The organism is Microbacterium hominis, assembly GCF_013282805.1.
Classification (GTDB): Bacteria; Actinomycetota; Actinomycetes; order Actinomycetales; family Microbacteriaceae; genus Microbacterium; species Microbacterium hominis_B.
Window position 1 is genome coordinate 3673999 of sequence record NZ_CP054038.1, and the last position, 18885, is coordinate 3692883.

The following is an 18885-nucleotide window of genomic DNA, read 5'->3' on the forward strand; positions in this document are numbered from 1 at the left end:
GGTGTCAGTCGTCCTGCCGCCCGCGGCGGGCGAGCGGGACCAGTTCGATGACACGCACCTCGAGGGGTTCGAGCACGGCCGAGAGCGTCAGCTCGCCATCGACCTCCACATCGTCGACCACCATCTGCGGCACCGACACCTGACGGATGTAGTCCACCGTGCGTGCGTCGATGGCCGGTGCTCCCATGCGGATCCAGGTGTCGAACGCGGAGCCGTGCTCCGTGTTGATCACCTCCTCGCGCCGGCGGTACCGTCCCGGGGCGAGACCGGTGAGCTCGGCCGAGAAGTCCATCCGTCCCACCTCGGAGAACGGTGCGTAACGCTCCAGGTAGGTCATGTCGTACCGCTCGCCCGAGGCGAACAGGTGGCCGAAGTGCTCGTAGTTGTAGAGGATCGCCTGCACGCCATGTTCGGTCGCCGTCACGAAATACCCCTCCCCCGACGCGAGCAGGCGATCACCGACACGCCCCAGCGCCGTGAAGAAGTGGTAGTGCGGCTTCTTCACGCCGTTCGATGTCAGGAGTCCCAGACCGCCGTGGAACATGTCGGGGCTCGGCTGGAGCTCCTCGATGAGGTCAGTGAGAGTCCAGTAGCCGAACGCGTCGAGCTCGTCGTAGTTCTCGAGCAGGTTCTTGGCCAGGTAGCAGCTCTTGAACGTGGTGTCGTTGAGCAGGTCCCGATGCGAGACGGTGAGGTTCCACTCCGTCAGGTAGACCGGCACTCGGAGTCCGCGATCGCGCAGCAGCAGCTTCAGCTGCCGAACGGTCTTGTGGAACGTGTCCTGATCCTTGTTGAGGCGTGATGAGCTGGGGTTTCCCGGTGTGTGCTCGGGCAGCGTGTCCCAGGCGAAGTCATTGTCGTAGAAGTGGATGGTCAGGAAGTCCGGACGGCAGGCGTGCTCGTCGGCGTAGTCGAGGAAGGACATCAGCCAGTCCTTGCCCTGCGCGTAGGAGACGAGCATCGCCGGGCTGCCGAATGTCAGCTCGGACCCGAAGCCCTTCACGGCGCCGAATGTCGCCCGATAGAACGCGTGGAACTCGGCGTCGTCGTCGAAGCCGAACAGTGTCGGACCCGTGTCGGGCTCATTCCACACGCTGAACAGCCACGAGCGCACCTCGTCGTACGTGTATCGCTCGATCACATGCGCCATGAACGCCTCGACCAGCGCCGTCCACTGGTCGAGGCGCGCCGGAGGGCTCACGTTGAAGGGCGCCGAGTACACGGTGCGCTCCGGCAGTGAGGCGAGCTCCTGGGGCATGAACGACAGTTCGACGAACGGGCGCAGGCCGATCGACAGCAGGTAATCGATGACCTTGTCGACGAAGGTGAAGCTGTACACCGGCTCCCCGTCGGCGCCCACCCGGTACACGTGCATGTCGTCACTGAAGATGCCGTGGAATTTGATGTACTCGAATCCGACGTCGCGCTGCCACTGCGACAGCATCTCGCGGACCTCTTCGTACATGAGTTCCTTGGCGCGCCCGACCGTGGTGACTTTCCGGTACCGGTGATGGAGTCGGCGACCGCGCGAGGAGGCATCGATCGGCTCGACCGCCACGATCTTCGTGGTCGGCTCGATCTCGAGCCCCCGCGACACGTCCGTCGCGCTCTCGTCGGGGAGGTACTTCGCGAGTACTCGGAGCGGCGTGTCCGGGGCCGCGGCCGCCGTCGTCATGCGATCGACGCGGTCTCCGCGTTCGTCACGGCCATCGCGCCGATACTGGCTGGGCAGCAGGCCGAAACGCTGCTTGAACACCTTCACGAACGCGCGCGGATCGCGGAAGCCGTTGCGCCGCGCGATCACCTCCACGCTCTCGTCACTGGTCATGAGGTCGTCGACGGCCCGGTCCAGGCGCAGAGCGTTGTAGTACGCCGAGAACGTCATCCCGACGTGCTCCTTGAAGAAGGCCGACAGGTAGGGCGCCGACAGGTGCTCGTGATCGGCGACGTGATTGAGGGTGAGCGCCTCGGCGTAGTGCTCGTCGATGTAGCGGAGGAGCCCGCGCATTCGCGATCGATGTTTGTCGGATGCCGGCGCCGGTCCAGCGGGGCTCGCGACGTACGCACGGGTGAGCTCATCGAGGAGCATGTAGAGCAGGGCTGTGGTCTTGAATCGACTCTGCTCGTCTTCGGTGCTGTTCACCTTGATGATGCGGGCGAGGATGTGGACCAGCGGCCGGAACGCCTTGCTGTTGCCCGCGGTTGCGGAGTTGACGCGGAACTCGACGTCGTCGAGCGATCCGGCGAGCCTGCGGATGTCGAATCGCAGGGCGATCACCTGGAACGGGCCGTCGGACTCGAGCGCGACGAGACTGTGCGCGTTCGCGAGGACCACGTCCTCGACATCGAGATTCGTCTCGTCCTCGTCGATCACAAACGTCGGTCGCCCGTGGACGACGAAGAACAGCTGCGCCTCATCGCGGCGGGTCGGCGGCACCTGTTCATCGGCGTCGATGAACACCACACGGGCAGGCACCGCGCGCGCGAGAGCGACGAGTTCACTCTCCCGGAACATCATCCGCTCGCTCTCGCAAGGCCGTCATCCTCTCGAGCCCTGGTGTCGCATCGGTCTCAGATGCGCTCGAGGACCTCTCCGAGCGTATCGATCCGCCACGTGACCTCGGGGTGTGAACCGGCGTCGCCGATGCCGATCGCGGTGAAACCACCGGCGACGGCGGCCTCCACTCCCGCCCGTGCGTCCTCCACGACCGCGCACTGCGCCGGCGTGAGCGCGAGGAACTCCGCGGCGCGCAGGAAGACCTCGGGGTCGGGCTTGCTCCGAACGATGTTCTCCCCGTCGGAGACGGCGTCGAACCACCCACGCAGGCCGGTGCGCTCCAGGATCATCTTCGCGTTGCGGCTCGACGAGCCGACCGCGAGCCGCAATCCGCGTTCCCGCAGCGTCGCGAGCGTCTCGCGGACGCCCGGTTCGACATCGGCGGCCGACAGCCCGCGCAGCAGCGTTCGGTAGATCGCGTTCTTCTCGTCGGCGAGGACGGATTTCTCGGTCTCGGAGACCTGCGTGCCGCCGATCTCGAGGATGATCTCCAGGCTCTCCTCGCGCGATACGCCTCGCAGCCGATCGTTGTCCTCGCGGGTGAACGGGATGCCGAGGCGTCCAGCGATCTCCGACCACGCTTGGAAGTGCAGATCGTCGGTGTGGATGAGCACACCGTCGAGGTCGAAGATGACGCCGCGCGTCGCGGTCACAGGCGGGTGTCCCAGCGGCCGACGAACGCATCAACCGGCGATGTGCCAGGGAACGGCGACTCCCCGCGCAGGGCAGCCAGCATCGACTCCACGACGGCGGGCGACGATCCGTACGTGTTGATGTACGTGCGCACGCGCGGCACGTCGAGCAGGTGGTAAGGATTCTCGAGCGAGATGAAGACGGTCGGCACGGTCGGCACGTACGCCGGCACGTTCGCACCCATGGGCGACGCCCACTCGATGCGGACCACGGTCTGATTGGACTTCGTCGAGAGGTTCGCGAGGTAGACGATGAGGTCGTGGTTGTCCGTGACATCGCTCGTGGGCGCGGCCAGACCCTCCCAGCCGCCCCCGGGGACGAATCGGGTGACCTCGTGCCCTGCGGCGACCAGCTCGGCGACGATCTGCTCGATCGCGCCCGCCTTCGCGCCCTGCCCGATGGGGTTGGCGCCGCCCTCGATGTCGTACACGAGGACGCGGGGGTAGCGCTCGGCCGAGATCGGGAGCACCCCCGCCTCCTCCTTCACCAGCGTGAGCGACTCCTGGGCGACCGCGCGCGCCACCGCGCGGTGATCCTCGCTCCCGATCTTCACCGCAGTCGCGTCGGGCAGCGTCCGGCCGCGGTGAATACCGAGGGACGCCTTGAGCGCGAGCACGCGTGTGACCGCTTCGTCGAGCCGCTCCCGGGTGAGGATGCCCGACTCGAGCCCCGCACGCATGAAGGCGAAGTCCTCTTCCAGGTTCTTCGTGAACAGGAACATGTCACAGCCCGCCGCGATCACCCGCGGCACGGCCTCGCGGCGCGGGAGAACGGTGGCCATACCGGCCATCGTGGTCGAGTCCGAGACAATGAGGCCGTTGAAGCCGAGACGGTCGCGCAGGAGGTCGTTCAGCAGCTCCTCGGCCACCAGGCCCGGCATGATCTCCGAGTCGTGGATGCCGGGTCGCAGGGCGCGACTGTACTCGGGCAGCATGATGTGGCCGACCATGATGGTCTTCGTTCCGGCCTCGATTCCTGCGCGATAGACCTCTCCGAAACTGGACTCCCACTCCTCGACGCCCATGGAGTTCACGGACGCCAGAAGGTGCTGGTCTCGCTCATCGACGCCGTCGCCGGGGAAGTGCTTGACCGAAGCTGCAACTCCTTCGGCTTGCAGGGATTCGACGTAGGCGGCCGTGAAGGCGGCGACGTCGTCGGCGTGGGCGCCGAAGGTGCGTGTGTTCGTGATCGGGTTGCGGAAGTTGAGGTCGATGTCGGCGACGGGCGTGAAGGCCCAGTTGATGCCGACCTCTCGGGCTTCGCGGGCGATGACCTGCGCAGCCTGGCGCACACGCTCGAGACAGCCGGTCGCTGCGAGGGCCATGTTGCTCCCCACGTGCGTCGCGCCGATGAGGGTCTGATCGGCACCGCCTTCGAGGTTGGCGGAGATGAGCAGCGGGACCTCGGCACTCTGTTGGAGCGTCGTCACGGCTTCGGCCGCCTCGGCGATCTCCATCGTGCGCAGCATCACCCCGCCCACGTGGAGCCCACGGGTGAGGTAGTTCAGGTAGCCGGGATCGTTCGTGTAGGTGATGAGGCAGAACAGCTGGCCGAGCTTCTGCTCATCGCTCATGCCGGCGAGGGTGTCGGACACCCACGAGACGTCCTCGTCGGTGAGCGAGAACGGGGCGGCGGCGAGGTCGATCATGATGCGGATGCTCCGGTGGTGACGAGAGAGGACGGTGTCGAGCCGCCGCGAGCGCGGCCGGTGAGCGTGCGCCACCAGCGCGCGATGCGCTGCTCGTTGCTGAGGAAGATGAGGAACGCGACAAGGAGGAGCGCCGTGGTGACGGACTGGACGCTGCTTGTGAGGTTCATCGCCGAGTAGCCGAGCGCGATCACGGTCGTGCTGAAGGCGCCCAGCAGATATCCGAGCTTGTCGTTCGAGTACCGTCCGATCCACCCACCGACGAACATGGGCAAGAAGGCCGTGAACATGATGCCGATCGTCGCGAAGTTGAGGTTGCCCGCCTCGATGAAGCCGACCTGCGAAGCGAGGATGAGCCCGACGACGCTCATCAGCCCGCCGCTGGCCGCATAGGTCGCGATCGCGTTGCCCCGCTCCTTCGCGCCGGCGGCCACCGCCGCGTTCTGCCCGGTGATGAGCGCACGGTAGTCGAAGCCGAATCGGCTGCGGTCGAACAGCACATACACCACGCCGAGCGCGACCCCGACGACCAGGATCATGTTGATCGGGCTCTTCGCGAACGCCGTGAGGTCGTTGCGCAGCACGAAGCTGATGTTCGCTCCGCCGCTGATGGTGAAGGCGATGCCCTCGTAGAGGAGTGTGACTCCGAGCGAGCTCACCAAGGGTGAGATGCGCAGGAGTACGTAGACGAGCCCCGAGAACGCACCGAGGCCGAGGCCCGCGACGACGGTGATGAACGCCATCATCGGGAATCCTCCGCCGAGATCGAGCGCGGTGCTCGTGCCGATGACCGCGGACAGCGTGGCCATCGCTCCGAGTGAGAAGTCGAAGCGGCCGCTGTTGAGGTTGATGGCGAGCGCCATCGCCGTGAGCGACGTGATGGCCACACCTCGGGTCAGCAGCAGGAAGCTGTCGCCCGTGCCGAACAGGGAGACACCGTTGATCGCGCACAGCGCGGAGACGATCGCGACCACCCCGATCGGGATGATAAGTGTTCCCGTCGCCCGTCGCATGAAGCCAGCCATCTGCGGTGCCTCCCTGTCCTTTCCGGTGTGTGTCAGCCGACGAGGTCGGCGTAGGTGTACTGGCTCACGAAGGTTGCGAAGTCGTCGTAGGTCGCACCCGATGCGATCCACGGCTCCAGCGCGGTCTTGTCGTAGACGGGGCTCTCGACGCTGTCGGCAGCAAGGATCTGATCGAACTCCTCGATCGAGGTGGCGACCCAGTATCCCTGGCCCAGCGCGATCGCCGCGTCGCCGTCGGCGCGCAGCGGCTCGCCCTGGACGGCACTGAGGGTGGCGGCGAAGATCGGACCGTTGATCGAGGTGAACTTTCCGGCGAGGTAGGCGAGCGCGCCCGACTCCATCGCGGCCTTGTTGTCCTCGGTGTACGCGTCGATGTCACCGATCTTGATGTCGGTGCCTGCGACAGCGGCACCCACCACGGCGAACCCGGTGCCCGCGGCGAGGATCGCATCGGGCTGCGCGGCGACCATGCCGGCCATGTTGGCCTGCCACGCCGAATCGCTGAAGTTCCAGGCCTCGAGATATCCGGTCAGGCTGTACACGTCGGACTCGAAGTCAGCGATCTTGATCGTGCCGTCCTGGTAGATCTTGCCCAGGATCGCGCCCGGGTCCTTCTGGCCGCCGTACGTGGTCGAAGGCTCCTCCGCGAGTGCCGCGAGAATGCCCGCCGTGCGGTGGATGTGCATGTCGAGGTAGTAGGGGATGCCCGCACCGAAGAGGCCGAAGGAGGTGTCCCCCTCCTCGACGAAGAACTGCGCCATGTCGTACCCCGCCTGGAACTCGATGTCGAGGCTCGGGCCGATCGCGCCCACGTAGTACTCGTAGTCCTTGTAGGTCTCGTAGTCCTCGTCGGAGAGCGTGCCGGTGGCCACGGCGTAGTAGACGCCGGCATCCTCGGCCATCTCGATCTGCGCGGGCCGATCGGCCGACGCGAACGAGATGACGGCCTTGCAGTTGTTGGCGATGAAGTTCTCCATCGCGGACTTCTCGGCGTCGGCGTCGGCGAGCTCGTCCGAGTAGACGAACTCGACGGGGAAGTTCTCCTGCACGTACTCCGTGTAGTAGTCCTTGAAGCCGAGCGCTTCGGACGAGGTCGCGTCGGAGACGAGGACGCACATCTTCACCGGGTCGGCGGAGGCGTCGCCGCCTGCCGAGCCCGTGCTGCCCGCGCAGCCGGTGAGGGCGAGCGACAGTCCGACCACGGCGGAGGCGCCGAGTGCGATGCTGCGGGTGATTCTCATTGGTGTTCCCTTCATTGGGTGGGTTCTCGGAGGTGCGAGCCGGGCGCGCGTCAGCGCGGGAGGACCTTGCTGCGGAAGCCGATGGTGGCGACCCATACGATCGCGAGGAACAGCACGGCCCGCACGATCTGGGCGATGCCGTTCCCGGCGGATGTGGTGGAGAGCAGCGTGGTCATGGTCTGGTTGAGGAAGGCCATCGAGAGCCCTCCGATGAGCGCCGCGTAGATGCGGCTGCGCGGCCCGCCGGAGATCGGCATGCCGCCGAACACCATCGCGACGAGGATGTTCATTCCGATGTCGCCGGCGCTCATCGTCGTCAGGGTCGGCGTGCGGAGCACGGTGAGGAAGGCGCCGAGTCCCACGCCGAGCCCCGCGATCGCGAATGCGGCGATCGCGGTCTTCTTCATCGACACGCCGGTGAGCTTGGCGGTGACGGGGTTGCCGCCGATGAGCTTCTCGACCCTGCCGAGTCGAGTGAAGGAGAACAGCAGCACACACAGTCCGATGAACGCACCGGCGACGATGAGCTTCATCCACAGCGTGTCGTACTCCCGTGCGAAGGAGCTGTCGATGCGGATCTGTGCGCCGCCGGTGGTCTGCACGAGCGCGACGGCCACCGCTCCCAGAACAGAGAGCATCGCGACAGTGGTGACGAAGACGGGCAGATCGAAGACGGCAGCAAGCACCGCACTGATCAGGGAGGTCGTGACCGCCGTCACCACGCACGCCAGGAGCATGGCCCAGAGGTCGCCCGTCGCGTTGAAGACGAGCGCTCCCACCATCGCGGAGACCAGCGTCGACGCACCCAGGCTGATGTCGAACGAGCCCATCGAGAAGATGAAGATGGCGCCCGTGGCGATGATGATGATGATGACGGACTGGTTGATGAGCGTCTGCAGGCTGAAGGCCATGTTGATGCCCTGCCATGACCCGACGACGACGAACGCAACGGCCAGGACGACCAGTCCGGCGAGCGGAGCGAGCTCGGCGGCGAACGTGGCCCAGCGGGCGCGGTTGCGGGCTTTGGTGTCGACCTCCGGCTCGACGAACTTGTCGTCGACCGACGTGATGACCGGATCCTTCACGCCGGTGGCGCTGCTCAGATCATGCATTCGATGATCTCCATCTCGTTGAGGTCGGCGCTGCGCTCGAACTCGCGCACCACCTGACCGTCCTTCATGATGAGGAGGCGGTCGCTCATGCCCATGAGCTCGGTCATCTCCTCGGAGACGATGACGATCGCCTTGCCTTCGTTCTTGAGGTCGGTCATCAGCCGGTACATCGCCTGCTTGACCCCCACATCGACGCCGCGGGTGGGGCAGTCGAGGATGAGCACCTCGGTGCCGCAGGCGATCCACTTGCCGAAGACGACCTTCTGCTTGTTCCCGCCCGAAAGCGTCGAGACGACCGTTTCGGCGCTCGGCGCCTTGATCTCCAGCTGGGCCATCGGGTCTGCGACGTACGCCGTCTCCGCGCGCGAGGTGATGAGCCCCGCACGGCCACGGCCGATGATCCGCAGACCCGCGCTGGCGATGTTGTCCCGGATGCTCGCCGTCAGACTCAGGGACTCCGTGTCCCGGTCCTTCGAGACGTAGCCGAGGGATGCGCGCACCGCTCGCTGCTCACTGGTGATGCGTCGCCCCTGCGCGGTCACCTGGCCCGAGTCGACACGGATGGCACCGAACAGCGCCTTGCCCAGCTCGTGCATGCCGCTGTGGCTGAGCCCTCCGATGCCGAGGATCTCACCGCTGCGCACCGACAGGCTGACGTCCCGCACCTTGTCGCCGACGCTGACGTGCTCCGCCTCGAGCACGATTTCCGAACCCCACGAGGGTGTCTGGTCCTCGCGATAATAGTGCCCCTCGAGGTTGCGTCCGATCATGGCCGCACGGATGTCGTCCTCGTCGAACTCGTGCTTGTCGAAGGTGCGGATGATATCGCCGTCGCGCAGCACCGTCAGTCGATCGCAGACCGACATGATCTCGTCGAGATCATGCGAGATGAAGATGACCGAGCCGCGGGACTTCTGCTCGTCCATGAGCCGGTACAGCAGATCGCGACCGTCCTGGGACAGAGCGGTGGTGGTCTCATCGACGACGACGACCTTCGGACGGTGCATCATCACGCGCGCGAGCTCGACGAGCTTGCGCGTCTGGATGTCGAGCGATCCGGTCATGGCGGCCGGGTCGATGTCGGGGATGCCGATCGCGGCGAGCGCCTGGCGGCCGGCATCGTGCAGGGCGCGCCGGTCGACGATGCCGAACCGCGAGAAGCGCCGGGTGTCGCCGAGGAAGAGATTCTCTGCGACGGACACTCCCGACACGGTCCCCGCTTCCTGCACGATCATGCCGACGCCGGCTGCGAGTGCCTCGTTGACGGTCGACGGCGCCCAGCGCTCGCCCTGGAAGTCGATCGCTCCGCTGTCGGCGACCTGCTGCCCGGCGACGATCGAGGTGAGCGTCGACTTGCCGGAGCCGTTCTCGCCGATCAGGCCGTGGATCTCGCCGTCGCGCAATTCGAAATCCACGTTCTTGAGCGCGCGCACGACACCGAAGGACTTGGATAGGTCCGCGATCGTGAGTACGACGTCGTTCGTCATGGCGCAGCCTCTCTGCTGTCGGGTAAAGCCTGCGTATCCATGTTTCGTCGCACGAAACATGTGCGACAACGAGCGTTGCTACCGCGTTCGCGGGAAGGAATTGCGGCCGGGCGCGCGGCTCGACACCCACTTCCGCGCCCGACGAGATATCAGGTTGCGGCGATCGAGCAGCCGCCAGGTGAAGAAAATGAGCCTCGATCCAGGGAGGCTCGCTTTCTTCTCCTCACTCCTTCGGTGCGGCTGTCCGGTGCGCGAAGTAGTCGAGTGTCGCCGTGGAACTGCTGATCAGCGGACCGAACACCGGCGTGCGCCCGCGCACGGCATCCGGCAGCGAGGCATCCTGCAGGGCTGCGGCGAGCGCAGACGCCGCCTGCGCGAGGAGTTCGATCGTGGGCGCCGGGTCCGCACCGTCGTTCGGCACGACGACGCCCAGAGCCGCGAAAGGGTGCCGGTTGGGCGCCATGACCGGCACCGCGATGCCGCGCGACCCCTCGTGGATGAAGCCGTCGGCCACGACGAAGCCGTCCGCGCGTGCGCGGCGAAGCCGACAGACGAGAGCGTCCTCGCCTCGAATCGCGGCCGGTGTCGGCGTCGGCCAGCCCGTTGCGACGACGTCGTCGAGAACGGCCCGTTCCGCGTGTGCGAGGAGGATCAGGCCGCTGGAGCTGAGCGGCAGCGGCATCCGCCCCCCGACCAGCGTCGCGTTGATCACGGCATCCCGCGTCGACATCCGCTCGATGAACAGCACGTCGCGCCCACTGAGGATCCCCAGCTGGGTGTGCTGACGCACGCGTGTGTGCACGGCGGCCATGAACGGCCGGGCTATCTCCCGCAGCCCGAACCCTCCCGGTGTGCGCGACCCCAGTTCCCAGAGGCGCAGTCCGAGTCGGTAGGCGCCGTCAGGCGTCCGCTCGACGAGCCGTTCACGCTCGAGCTCGGCCACCAGCCGGTGAGCGGTGGCGTGGGCGAGACCCGATCTCTGGGTGATCTGCGCGAGCGTGAGGAAGGGGGTGAGGGCATCGAATGCGTCGAGCACGCGCAAGTGCCGCTGTAGGACGGACTCTCCATTCGATCCACGCGCCACGCAACGAGATTATCTGTCCATTGAACGGACACGCACGCGCGTTCGAATTCCAGCCCTCATACGCTCATCGGGATCGAAGACGATCGCAGGCTCGGCAAGGAGGTCGGATGCCCACCTTCACGTTCCCCGACGGCCATCAGGTCACCGCACCATCCGCGGCGGCCGACACGGTGACCGTGGTCTCCCGTCGTGACGTGGCCCACGGGGTCATCGAACTGCGCCTGCAGCGCCCCGGTGGTGGCCGCCTCCCGGACTGGGCTCCCGGCGCCCACATCGATCTCCTGCTCGACGATGGCGCAGTGCGCCAGTACTCCCTGTGCGGGGATCGATGGGATGCCGCGACCTACACCATCGCGGTCCAGCGCGAACCCTGTGGACGCGGCGGGTCGGTGGCGATCCACGACAGCATCGCCGTCGGCAGTGTCGTGCGATTCGGCGGGCCGCGCAACAACTTCCGGCTCGCACCGGCTCCGGAGTATCTGTTCATCGCCGGGGGCATCGGCATCACCCCCCTGCTGCCGATGATCCGCGGCGCAGAGCTCGCGGGCGCCGAATGGAGGCTGCTGTACCTCGGACGCTCGCGACGGCGCATGGCCTACCTCGACGAACTGAGCCCGTACGGCGCGCGCGTCACCATGCATTGCTCCGACGAGCGCGGCCGCATCGACCTCGACACGTGGCGTCCCCGCGACGCCCGCGTGCGCACGTACGCCTGCGGTCCTGAACGACTCCTGGACTCCGTCGCGGCGTGGGGTGCCGTCGAAGGCGGTTGGCCGCCGAAGGTCGAGCGGTTCGCCGCAACCGCCTCCGATTCGGGCGCTGAGCGAGCGTTCGAGGTCGTCGCCACGCGCACGGGAGCGACCGTCACGGTCGACACCGGCGAGACGGTCGTCGCCGCACTGCGTCGCGCCGGCGTGAGCGTGCTGACCTCGTGCGCGCAGGGTGTGTGCGGTACGTGCGAGACCCGCGTCGTGGCGGGAACCCCGGACCATCGCGACGCGCTGCTCGACGATGACGAGCGCACGGCGTCGGACTCCATGTATCCCTGCGTCTCCCGGTGCCGCGGCGAGCGGCTCCTGCTCGATCTCTGATCCCCACCCCAAGGAACGCTCATGACCTCCGTCACCCGCGCGTCGCTCCCCGTCTCGATGCTCGACCCCTTCAGCGACGAGTTCCTCGCCGATCCCTCTCCGCGGCTTCACGAACTGCGCGAACTCGGACCGGTCTTCCGGCTCGAGCGATACGACGTCTATGGCATCGCGCGCTACGCCGAGGTGCACCGCGCGCTCACCGACTGGCAGTCGCTCGTCTCGAGCGCGGGCGTCGGCCTGGCGAACTTCGACGAGGAACCGCCGTGGCGGCCGCCGAGCCTCCTCCTCGAAGCCGATCCGCCGCGACACGACGCGCCCCGCTCAGTTCTCACCCGCCTGCTCTCGCCGGCACGGCTGCGGGAACTGTCGACCCAATGGCAGACCGACGCGGCCGCGCTGGTGGACGAGGTGCTTTCGCGAGGCGAGGGCTTCGATGTGGTCACAGACCTCGCCGAGGTCTTCCCCCTGCGGGTGTTCCCCGATGCCGTCGGTCTCGGCACCGACGGCCGGGAGAACCTCCTGCCCTATGGGGACTTCGCGTTCAATGCCTTCGGACCGCAGAACGATCGGGTCATCAGCGGTGCCGCCCACATCGGTCCGACGATCTCGTGGATCGCCGAGCAGTGTCGGCGCGAGAACCTCTCCACATCAGGCTTCGGTGCGCAGATCTGGGCCGCCGCCGACCGCGGCGACATCACCCACGAGCAGGCGCCGCTGATCGTGCGATCCCTGCTCACGGCCGGCGTCGACACCACGGTGACCGGCATCGCCTCGACGCTGCACGCGCTGGCGTCGAACCCCGCTGCATGGGCCCGGCTGCGCGGCGATCGCTCACTCCTCCCTCGCGCTTTCGAAGAGGCGATCCGCCTCGATTCGCCGGTGCAGACCTTCTTCCGCACGACGAAGACCGAAACCGTCATCGACGACGTGCTCATCCCGCCCGGGCAGAAGGTGCTCATGTTCCTCGGCTCCGCCAACCACGATCCGCGCCGATGGCGCGACCCGGAGCGCTTCGATCTCGACCGTGATCCCTCCGGCCACGTCGGCTTCGGCATGGGCCTGCACCAGTGCGTCGGGCAGCACGTGGCGCGCGCCGAAGCACTCGCCGTGCTGAACGCGCTGCTCGATCGCGTGGAGACCCTCACGCCGACAGTCGAGCCCCGTCGGCACCTCAACAACACGCTCCGAGGCTGGGAGAGCATCCCGGTTCGGGTACGCACGGTGCCTCGATCGGATCAGAGCGAAGCCCTCACGTAGCGGGCGCACGCGGCGACGATCGCGGTGGAGGCGACGATCGCTTCAGCGACATCCTCGCGCGTGGCCGTCGGGCGGTTGTCGTCGGGTACTCCGTGCTGTTGCGCACCTGGCGCATTCCGCTTACCGGAATGGTCAAGGAGATCCCGGCAACCGAACCCGGTTCAGGCGACCGGCCTCCACACGGCAGAATCTATCCATGGCCGCGCCCGCTTTCGTCCACCTGCTCCCCGATCACGCCTGCCTCATCGTGCACGGCAGCGACAAGCCGGGGATCATCGCGGCCGTCTCCGCCATGATCACGCGCCTCGGCGGGAACATCGTCACCCTCGACCAGTACTCCGACGACCCGCGCGGGGGCGCGTACTTCCAGCGCGTCGTGTTCCACCGCCCCCAGTTCGCCGCCGCCCGCCCGCAGATCGAGGCCGAGATCGCGCAGACCCTCGCGGGGTTCGACCTGGAATGGTCGCTCACCGACCAGTCGGTGCCCAAGCGCATGGCGATCCTGTCATCGAAGCAGGACCACTGCCTGCTCGACCTGCTCTGGCGGCACCGCCGCGGCGACCTCCCGGTCACGGTGCCCATGGTGATCTCGAACCACACGACCTCCGCCGAAGACGTGCGCTCGTTCGGCGTGCCGTTCTTCCACGTGCCCTCGACTCCGGGTCCGGACAAGGCGGAGTCGGAGGCGAAGATCCTGCAGCTGCTCCAGGGCAACGTCGACTTCGTGGTGCTCGCGCGCTACATGCAGATCCTCTCGCCCGACTTCCTCGAGCAGCTCGGGGTGCCGGTGATCAACATCCACCACTCGTTCCTCCCCGCCTTCATCGGCGCCGAGCCCTACAAGAAGGCCAAGGAACGCGGTGTCAAGCTCATCGGCGCGACCTCGCACTACGTCACCGGCGACCTCGACGAGGGTCCGATCATCGAGCAGGACATCGTGCGCGTGACCCACGCCGACACCCTCGCCGAGCTCGTGCGCCGCGGCGCCGACGTGGAGCGCCAGGTGCTCTCGCGCGCGGTGCTCTGGCACGCGCAGGACCGCGTGATCCGCCACGGCAACCACACGATCGTTTTTTGACGCGCGACGGATCAATCCGAGCGGAGCCCGCGTTGATGCGTCGCGGGTCAAGGACGGGGAGCGAGGAACGAGCGTATCGAGACCCCACCGGCGCTAGAAGACGTACTCCATGAGGTCGACGCCGAGCGTGCGGAAGGCGTCGTGCACCCGCATGCGGTGGTAGATCGACAGGTCGTCGAAGCAGACGATCAGGGCGTATGAGACGCCGCCGCGGGGGCCCGCGAGCACTCCGGACTCCACCCGCACGCCGGACTCGCGACCCGTCTTGTTGATGAACAGCAGCCCGTGCTCGTCATTCTCGTGGGCGAACGGGTCGAGCCCCGTGGCCGACGCGACCAGGGACAGGTCGTGGTTGAGGCTCAGCCATTCCGCCACCTGGGCGCTCACCGGCGCCGAGACGACCTGCGAGTTGACGAGCGCCGCGAACACCTCCGCGAGCTCGCGCGCCGAGCCGAGCGCGTAGTGGGGCGCGTCGTCGGGTCCCCGCTCGTCGCGGAACTGGTCGAGCAGCGCCGAGCGCGACAGCCCCAGCTGCTCGATGCGGGCCTGCACGTGGCTCAGTCCGACCCGGGAGAGCAGGGCGTTGGCGGCCAGCGCGTCGCCGGTGGATGCCGTGAGCACGGCGAGATCCACGAGAGGGAGCGCCGGCGCCTTCAGGTGCTGCCACACCCCCGCCACGGCCACGGAATCGAAGCCTTGACGGTCGACGATCTCCAGCGGCTCGAGCCGGCCGGACTCGAACGCGGCCGCCAGTTCGATCAGCAGCGGCACGACCCCCAGACCCCCGACCGGCAGAGTCACGAAGTCGTCGCCGGCGAGCACCGGGGTGCCGCGGTCCAGGTCGGTGATGCGCACCGAGATCTTGGCGCCGGACGCGGCGAGGCCGTCGAGCGCCTTCAGCGTCGACGTGAATGAGGATCTGCGCCCGACTGCCGCCCTCCTCGGCAGTCTGCGGCTGCTGCGTCGCGACCCCCGCTGCGACTCAGCTTCCGGTATGGGCTCAGGGGGCTTGCCCACGAGCGGGGTTCCTTCCGGTCGGAATGGATGCGGGAACTATTCGTGTTCAGTTGGGGAGTGAAGGCGCGCGGGGCCTCGGGTGGCCCGCGCGGGTCACCAGATGGTGACGCGCGCCTCCGGGTCGAGCCACAGCGCGTCGGACTCCGTCACGCCGAACGCGTCGTAGAACGCGTCGATGTTGCGGACGATCTGGTTGCACCGGAACTCGTTCGGCGAGTGCGGGTCGATCGTGAGCAGGCGGATGGTCTCGGCATCCCGGCCCTTCTGCTGCCAGATCTGCGCCCAGCTCAGCAGCAGGCGCTGGATGCCGGTGAATCCGTCGAGCTCGGGACCGGTGACCGCAGCGTCGGCGTCGTCGGCGCCCACGTGCAGCGCGTACGCCTTGAGGGCGATGCCGAGTCCGCCGAGGTCGCCGATGTTCTCGCCGATGGTCAGGGAGCCGTTGACGGTGTTCTCCTCGGCCAGCCCCTGCGGAGTGAGCGCGTCGTACTGGGCGATGAGGTTCTTCGTGCGCTTCTCGAACGCGGCCCGGTCGTCGTCGGTCCACCAGTCGCGCAGCGACCCGTCGCCGTCGAACCGGCTGCCCTGGTCGTCGAAGCCGTGGCCGATCTCGTGGCCGATCACCGCGCCGATGCCGCCGTAGTTCGCGGCCGCGTCGCGGTCGGGCTCGAAGAACGGGTACTGCAGGATCGCCGCCGGGAACACGATCTCGTTCATGAGCGGGTTGTAGTACGCGTTGACGGTCTGGGGCGTCATGTACCACTCGTCGCGGTCGATCGGCTGGCCGACCTTGGCGAGCTGGCGGTCGTGCTCCCACACGTGCGCGCGGCGCACGTTGCCCACGAGGTCTTCGGCGTCGATCTCGAGGGTGGAGTAGTCCTTCCACTTGACCGGGTAGCCGATCTTCGGCGTGAACGCGTCGAGCTTGGCGAGCGCGCGCTCGCGGGTCTCGGGGCTCATCCAGTCGAGTTCGGCGATCGACTGGCGGTACGCCTCGATGAGGTTGGCAACCAGCTCGTCCATGGCGTCCTTGGCCGCCGGCGGGAAGTGCCGCTCGACGTACACGTGGCCGATGGCCTCGCCGAGCGCCGCCTCGGCGAGCGAGACGCCGCGCTTCCACCGCTCGCGGTTCACCGGTACGCCGGTGAGCTGCGTGCCGTAGAAGGAGAAGTTCTCGTCGACGAACACCTGCGGGAGGAACGGCGCGGCCGAGTGGACGATCGAGAACCGCAGCCAGGCCTTCCAATCCTCGAGCCGGTCCTCCGTCAGCAGCGCGCCGAGCCCCTCGAGGAAGCTCGGCTGGCTGACGTTGATCTCTTCGAAGACGCCCGGGTGATCGGGCGCGACCGCGGCGACCCACGGGTCGAGGTTCAGACCCATGAGCTTCTCGGCCTCGTCACCGGTCATGAGGTTGTAGGTGGCGACGGCGTCGCGACTGCGGACGTTGTCCCAGTGGTGGGTCGCCAGCTCGGTCTCGAGCGCGACGATGCGGTCGGCCGCCGCACCCGGCTCGTCGACGCCCGCGAGCCCCAGGATGCGCTCGGCGTGCCCGCGGAACGCGATGCGCGTCTCCTGGAAGTTGTCGAGGCGGTAGTAGCTCTCGTCGGGCAGCGACAGGCCGCCCTGGATGAAGAACGGCACGTAGCGCTCGGGGTTGCCCGGGTCGGGCTCGATGTAGAGGTGGATGAGCCCGGCGACGCCGTCGCGCTCGAGTTCGCCCAGGGTCGCGAGGAAGGCGGGGATGCCGTCGACAGCGTCGACCCGAGCCAGCTGCGCGGTCAGCGGTGCGGTGCCGAGCGCCTCGATGCGCTCGGTGTCCATGAAGCTCGTGTAGAGGTCGCCGATCTTGCGGGCCTCGGTGCCGGGCTCCGCCGACTGCGACTCCTCGACGATCGCGCGCACGTCCTTCTCCGCCTGTTCGGCGATCAGGTGGAACGAGCCCCAGCGCGCCTTGTCGTCGGGGATCTCGGTGCGATCGATCCAGGCCCCGTTGACGTGACGGTAGAGGTCGTCCTGCGGGCGGATCTCGGCACTCAGCTCCTCGAGCGCGAGACCGGAACGGGGGGAATCGGTCATGGGCTCTATGCTATGCGCCGCCGCACCCCGGTGCGGGCCCGATCGGACCGCGCCCGAGGTCGTGATGCCATCGTGACCCGTAGGCTCGGACCGTGACGAGCGCCCCCGACACTCTGAACCGCGCGATCCTGCGCCTGGCGGTGCCGGCGCTGGGCGCGCTGGTGGCCGAGCCCCTGTTCCTCATCGTCGATTCCGCGCTCGTCGGGCATCTCGGGGTCGTGCCGCTCGCCGGGCTCGGCATCGCCTCGGCGGTGCTGCAGACGATCGTCGGCCTCATGGTCTTCCTCGCCTACAGCACCACCCCCGCGGTGGCACGCCGCTTCGGCGGAGGCGACCTGTCGAGGGCGGTCTCGGTCGGCATCGACGGCATGTGGCTCGCCCTGGCGCTGGGCTCCGGCCTCGCCCTGGTCGGCTACCTCGCGACACCGGGCCTCGTGGCGCTGTTCGGCGCTTCCCCGGAGGTCGCGGGCGAGGCATCCATCTATCTCGGCATCTCGATGTGGGGTCTGCCGGCGATGCTCGTGGTGTTCGCCGCAACGGGCCTCCTGCGCGGGATGCAGGACACCGTCACCCCGCTGTGGATCGCCGGGCTCGGCTTCGGCGCGAACGCCCTGCTCAACTGGCTGTTCATCTACGGGTTCGGCTGGGGGATCGCGGGATCCGCGTTCGGCACCGTCGTCGCCCAGTGGGGCATGGTCGGCGCCTACGCGTGGGTGGTGTCGCGGCTGGCGCGCCGGCACGCGGCATCCATCCGTCCGCATCGGGAGGGATTGCGCGGCTCCGCCCGCTCGGGCGGCTGGCTGTTCCTGCGCACGGTGTCGCTGCGGGTCGCGCTGCTGGCCACGGTCGCCGTCGCGACCGGGCTCGGCACGGAGGAGCTCGCCGGCTGGCAGGTGGCGTTCACGATCTTCTCCACCGCCGCGTTCGCGCTCGACGCGCTCGCCATCGCCGCCCAGGCCCTCATCGGCAAGGGCCTCGGTGCCGGCGACGAGCACGAGGTCGTGCGGGTGCTGCGGCGCACCGTGGCCTGGGGCGCCTGGTTCGGGGTTCTCGTGGGTGTGGTCATCGGCGGCTTCTCTGGTCTCATCGGGCTGCTGTTCACCGGGGATGCCGCGCTCGCGGCACTGGTGCAGCCGGCGCTGATCATCCTGGCGATCGCGCAGCCGGTGTGCGGGATCGTGTTCGTGCTCGACGGGGTGCTCATCGGCGCGGGCGACGCGAAGTACCTCGCGGTGGCGGGCCTGCTGAACCTCGTGCCCTTCCTCCCCGCCCTCGTGGCGGTGGCACTGATCTCGCCCCCGGGCGCCGCGGGGCTCGCGTGGCTTGCAGTCACCTTCTTCGGCGTGTACATGCTGGCGCGGCTCGCGACCCTCGGCTGGCGCGTGCGCCGGCCGGAGTGGATGACCGCCGGAGCCTGAGGCTTCTCCCCAATTGGGGTGTGCACGATGATCGTCCACAACGGCACGGGTTCGGCGGATCGGGCGCCCAGGCACTGGCATCGTCGTGCGCACCGCATCAC

Annotated in this window: 14 protein-coding genes; 4 read left to right on the top strand and 10 right to left on the bottom strand. The window is 67.9% G+C overall.

What is annotated here, in order from left to right:
- Nucleotides 1–4 precede the first annotated feature (4 nt).
- The 8 genes from HQM25_RS16450 to HQM25_RS16485 all read right to left on the bottom strand — a co-directional run bounded on the left by HQM25_RS16450 (nt 5) and on the right by HQM25_RS16485 (nt 10847).
- Nucleotides 5–2515 carry a GH39 family glycosyl hydrolase gene (locus HQM25_RS16450; protein ID WP_172991217.1) on the bottom strand — a complete coding sequence of 837 codons (2511 nt, stop codon included), beginning with the start codon at nt 2513–2515 and terminating at the stop codon, nt 5–7.
- A 56-nt stretch (nt 2516–2571) separates the two neighbouring features.
- Nucleotides 2572–3210, bottom strand: a complete 639-nt coding sequence (gene pgmB, locus HQM25_RS16455) for a beta-phosphoglucomutase (protein WP_172991218.1) — start codon at nt 3208–3210, stop codon at nt 2572–2574.
- On the bottom strand, nt 3207–4898 hold the full coding sequence (locus HQM25_RS16460; protein ID WP_172991219.1) for a glycoside hydrolase family 3 protein: 1692 nt from the start codon (nt 4896–4898) through the stop codon (nt 3207–3209). The genes pgmB and HQM25_RS16460 overlap by 4 nt, the downstream gene beginning before the upstream one ends.
- Nucleotides 4895–5923 (bottom strand): ABC transporter permease, encoded by a 1029-nt coding sequence (locus HQM25_RS16465; protein ID WP_172991220.1) that lies wholly within the window; start codon nt 5921–5923, stop codon nt 4895–4897. The genes HQM25_RS16460 and HQM25_RS16465 overlap by 4 nt, the downstream gene beginning before the upstream one ends.
- A gap of 32 nt (nt 5924–5955) precedes the next feature.
- Entirely contained in the window at nt 5956–7164 is a 1209-nt protein-coding gene (locus HQM25_RS16470) for a sugar ABC transporter substrate-binding protein (protein WP_172991221.1), read from the bottom strand.
- A gap of 50 nt (nt 7165–7214) precedes the next feature.
- Nucleotides 7215–8276, bottom strand: a complete 1062-nt coding sequence (locus HQM25_RS16475) for an ABC transporter permease subunit (RefSeq protein ID WP_172991222.1) — start codon at nt 8274–8276, stop codon at nt 7215–7217.
- Nucleotides 8264–9763, bottom strand: a complete 1500-nt coding sequence (locus tag HQM25_RS16480; RefSeq protein WP_172991223.1) for a sugar ABC transporter ATP-binding protein — start codon at nt 9761–9763, stop codon at nt 8264–8266. Before HQM25_RS16480 ends, HQM25_RS16475 begins: the two co-directional genes overlap by 13 nt.
- A 223-nt stretch (nt 9764–9986) precedes the next feature.
- Nucleotides 9987–10847 carry an IclR family transcriptional regulator gene (locus HQM25_RS16485; protein WP_302182824.1) on the bottom strand — a complete coding sequence of 287 codons (861 nt, stop codon included), beginning with the start codon at nt 10845–10847 and terminating at the stop codon, nt 9987–9989.
- A gap of 107 nt (nt 10848–10954) precedes the next feature.
- Between HQM25_RS16485 and HQM25_RS16490 the strand changes: the two genes are divergently transcribed.
- The 3 genes from HQM25_RS16490 (at nt 10955) to purU (ending at nt 14273) form a co-directional block, all read left to right on the top strand.
- Nucleotides 10955–11938, top strand: a complete 984-nt coding sequence (locus tag HQM25_RS16490; protein WP_172991225.1) for a PDR/VanB family oxidoreductase — start codon at nt 10955–10957, stop codon at nt 11936–11938.
- 21 nt (nt 11939–11959) lie between these two features.
- Nucleotides 11960–13195, top strand: coding sequence for a cytochrome P450 (locus HQM25_RS16495; RefSeq protein ID WP_172991226.1), 1236 nt, complete (start codon nt 11960–11962; stop codon nt 13193–13195).
- A 196-nt stretch (nt 13196–13391) separates the two neighbouring features.
- On the top strand, nt 13392–14273 hold the full coding sequence (purU, locus tag HQM25_RS16500; RefSeq protein ID WP_172991227.1) for a formyltetrahydrofolate deformylase: 882 nt from the start codon (nt 13392–13394) through the stop codon (nt 14271–14273).
- A 93-nt stretch (nt 14274–14366) separates the two neighbouring features.
- Here the strand turns inward: purU and HQM25_RS16505 are convergent, their stop codons facing one another.
- On the bottom strand, nt 14367–15221 hold the full coding sequence (locus HQM25_RS16505; RefSeq protein WP_438803639.1) for a serine hydrolase: 855 nt from the start codon (nt 15219–15221) through the stop codon (nt 14367–14369).
- Nucleotides 15222–15383: 162 nt separating this feature from the next.
- Nucleotides 15384–17366 carry a M13 family metallopeptidase gene (locus HQM25_RS16510; RefSeq protein WP_172991228.1) on the bottom strand — a complete coding sequence of 661 codons (1983 nt, stop codon included), beginning with the start codon at nt 17364–17366 and terminating at the stop codon, nt 15384–15386.
- A 92-nt stretch (nt 17367–17458) separates the two neighbouring features.
- Between HQM25_RS16510 and HQM25_RS16515 the strand changes: the two genes are divergently transcribed.
- On the top strand, nt 17459–18784 hold the full coding sequence (locus HQM25_RS16515) for an MATE family efflux transporter (protein WP_172991229.1): 1326 nt from the start codon (nt 17459–17461) through the stop codon (nt 18782–18784).
- Nucleotides 18785–18885 lie beyond the last annotated feature (101 nt).